The sequence below is a fragment of the Lutibacter sp. genome, assembly GCF_041555395.1.
Classification (GTDB): Bacteria; Bacteroidota; Bacteroidia; order Flavobacteriales; family Flavobacteriaceae; genus Lutibacter.
Genome location: NZ_JBFFKM010000102.1, coordinates 1 through 3,455, shown reverse-complemented (window position 1 = coordinate 3,455; position 3,455 = coordinate 1). Strand labels below are relative to the sequence as shown.

The window sequence follows — 3,455 nt, the reverse complement described above, 5'->3', positions numbered from 1 at the left end:
CATATACAGTATTCTAAAGAAGTATTATCAGCTGATTATACAGTTTTTCCTTCAAGTATTGAAACAGCGTACACGCCTATTGTTTATATTGAACCTTTACAAGGCATAAACATAAAGGCTTTAGGGTATAACATAAGTACGGATCCACTTATGCGAAAAGCAATAGAAAATGCCAGGGATTCTAATAAAACGATGCTAACCGATAGGGTAACGCTGATTCAGGAAGGCGACCCTGAAACTAGTCCAGGGTTTGTAATGTATTCACCAGTTTATAGGAAAAACGCACCTGTAAATACTATTGAAGAACGAAGAGTTGCTATTAAAGGCTGGGCCGCCAGCTCTTTTCGGATGATAAACTTTATGAATGATGTATTTGATCAACCCAATTCAGAGGGTCATAAACAACTTCATCTAAAGGTATATGATGGTGATAGCATTTCAAGTGAATCTCTTTTGTATGATAATGAATACACCCTAAATAAAAACAGTGTTGAATTAATATCAAACACTTTATTATTACCTATTGATTTGAACGGAAAAAAATGGACTTTGCAATTTATACAACCAAAAATAACACCTTCTTTTGTCAGTGCGCCGTTTCTTGTGTTGGCAGGTGGTATTATAATTAGTTTATTGTCAGGTTTAATAGCGTTCTTTTTGATTAATACCGCATTCTTTGCGAAAAGTATGGCTAAAAAATTAACAATTGATTTATCTGGTAAAAATAAGGAATTAGTTACTATAAACGAACTACTGCAAGAAAGCTATTCTGAATTAAAAATTGCCAAGGAAAAAGCAGAAGAAAGTGAAGAAAGGTTAAAACTAATCGCTAATAACTTGGTAAATGGTATGATATACCAAGTAGTTATGATCGATGAAAACAGAAGGAAATTCACCTATCTAAGTGATGCTGTTCAACAATTATACGGATGTACAGTAATTGAAGCCAAAGAAAACCCAGATTTGATTTATGGAAAGATATATAAAGATGACGTTTATGATTTAATTAAGAAAGAAAAAGAAGCCTTAAAAAAAATGTCCGTTTTTAAATCGGAAGTTAGGGTAGTCAATCCTGATGGAACAATCAGATGGTCATATTATGTGTCCAGGCCTCGTGTTATGGAAGGATTGGTATACTGGGATGGCATTGAAATTGATATTACTGAGCAGAAAAATGTTGAAAATGAATTATTGATTGCTAAGGAAAAAGCCGAAGTAAGCAGTCGTTTGAAATCAGCATTTCTAGCCAATATGAGTCACGAAATCAGAACACCAATGAATGCTATTTTAGGCTTTTCTGAACTATTGGAACAACAGAAATTAACAGTCGAAAGGCAAAAGAAATATTTTGAAATCATTAAGAAAAGCGGAAAAAGATTACTTGATGTCATCAACGACATCATTGATATTTCAAAAGTAGAGTCAGGCCAAATGGAAGTTTTAATTTCAGAGTTTAATATTTTGGAACAAATAAAGGAAGTTCATGCCTTTTTCAACCCTGAAGCAATGGGGAAAGGAATATTGCTAAATATAAAAAATTTATTGCCGTCAAATGAAATCACGATTAAGTCAGACAACCATAAAATAAACGCAATACTTGTTAATTTAGTTAAAAATGCAATTAAGTATTGTGATCAGGGAACTATTGAAATTGGCGTTGAAATGAAAGAATCGATTCTTGAGTTTTATGTAAAAGATACAGGTCTGGGTATTGATAAGGATAGACAAGATGCTATTTTTGATCGATTTGTTCAAGCCGATATAGAGGATGAAAGAGCGTTGCAGGGGTCGGGTTTAGGCTTGTCGATTTGTAAAGCTTATGTTGAGATGCTTGGAGGTGAAATTTGGGTTGAGAGTGAGCCTGGAAAGGGATCAATTTTTTATTTTACAATTCCTGCTGAAATTCAAATTACAGGAGATAAATCGAGGGATCAAAATGTTATTGCCAAAACAAGGAGTGAAAACATCATAAATAAACTTAAAGTACTTGTTGCTGAAGATGATGAAAGTTCTTCAGTTTTTATTTCACTTATTGTGGATGAATTTAGTAAAGAAATACTTTTTGCCGGAAATGGTGCAGAAGCAGTTGAAATTTGTCGAAATAATCCAGATATTGACTTGGTGTTAATGGATGTTAAAATGCCCGTAATGGATGGGTATGAGGCTACCACGATCATAAGGCAATTTAATAAAGACGTCATTATTATTGCTCAAACGGCTTTTGCGCTGTTAGGTACTAAAGAGAAGTTAATAGCCGTTGGTTGCAATGATTATATTACCAAACCAATCAATAGCGATGAATTAATTGAGATGATAAAAAAAAACATAAGTAAATTAAATACCCATTAATTTAAATATTGGTTACGTTTTTATTTAGCACGAAAATTAGTACTGTCGAATTCCGGTGGATAATTTTTTGAACTTTATAAGTTCACAACTAAAATTTGTTAATAGGCGGTTATTAAAAAAAACGGTACACTGAAATCATAAAAAAAAAGGCTGAAGTTTTTAAACTTCAGCCTTTTTAAAGACAGTTCATTTATATTTTATTTAATGCCAGTTTCCCAAACTTGGCTTGTCCTGGACGCGACAAATTCCTGCCATTCATCCATGGCATTTTCCCAACTGCCCTCTCCATTTATTTCTTCATACGTTTTTTTAATGCCTTCATCATCTTCATCTAATTCTGCCCAATTTTTAAATGGCCATACAATTGCAACATCTCTTCCATTACTTTCACTAAATTCGTTGTTATAAACAGCAACATTGCCATCGCCTTTTTTCTCCATAGCCTCTTTTACTTTAGTCATAAATGCTTTAAAGCGGTAATAATCTCCCCGGTTTATATCTAAAAACCAAATAGTTTCATATTTATTTGGTTCATTATTTGAACTGTATGATAATTTATCATTATACCTCCAATATTCACTTCTTCCATACTTGGCTACGGTAGGAGTAACGTTTTTTGTCCAATGGTCCGTATGAGCGCCTTCTCCCGGGCTGTTATCTAAGTCAGAATACATATTTGGGCCCATATACCATACATACCAACCAGATTCTTCCCCTGTTATTATATTATCAAGATTGGCTTTATAAGGTCCCTCCTTATGATATAAATTATTGTGTTCAGTGATGGCCTTGACAAACGCTTTTTCCATACCAATTTTTGGCATCATGTACTCAAGATTAACCATTCCATAGGTCTTTCTTTCTTTTTCCTGCGCAATTCCAATGGAAGTTAACAGCAGTGCTCCAACAAGCATTAAAGTCATAAAAATGTTTTTGATTTTCATAATAAATAAATTTTAGTTAGTAAATAAAATATATATCAAAATAGTTGATATCAAAAAGATTATAGGGGTTAATAAATGGGATTGTAAAAATAAAATTATAGCAATTTAGAAGCTTAGTTTGAAATCAAACTTCTGAAATAATTGTTTAAATATTGTCATATT

Annotated in this window: 2 protein-coding genes; one reads left to right on the top strand and one right to left on the bottom strand. The window is 32.7% G+C overall.

All coding sequences use genetic code 11. From position 1 onward, the window contains the following. On the top strand, positions 1-2,349 hold a 2,349-nt coding region (locus ABY285_RS12330; protein ID WP_372770498.1), incomplete at its 5' end, for a CHASE domain-containing protein. Positions 2,350-2,546: 197 nt separating this feature from the next. On the opposite strand, the gene ABY285_RS12325 is transcribed toward ABY285_RS12330, so the two are convergent. Next, entirely contained in the window at positions 2,547-3,293 is a 747-nt protein-coding gene (locus tag ABY285_RS12325; protein ID WP_372770496.1) for a hypothetical protein, read from the bottom strand. Between the last annotated feature and the right edge of the window lie 162 nt (positions 3,294-3,455).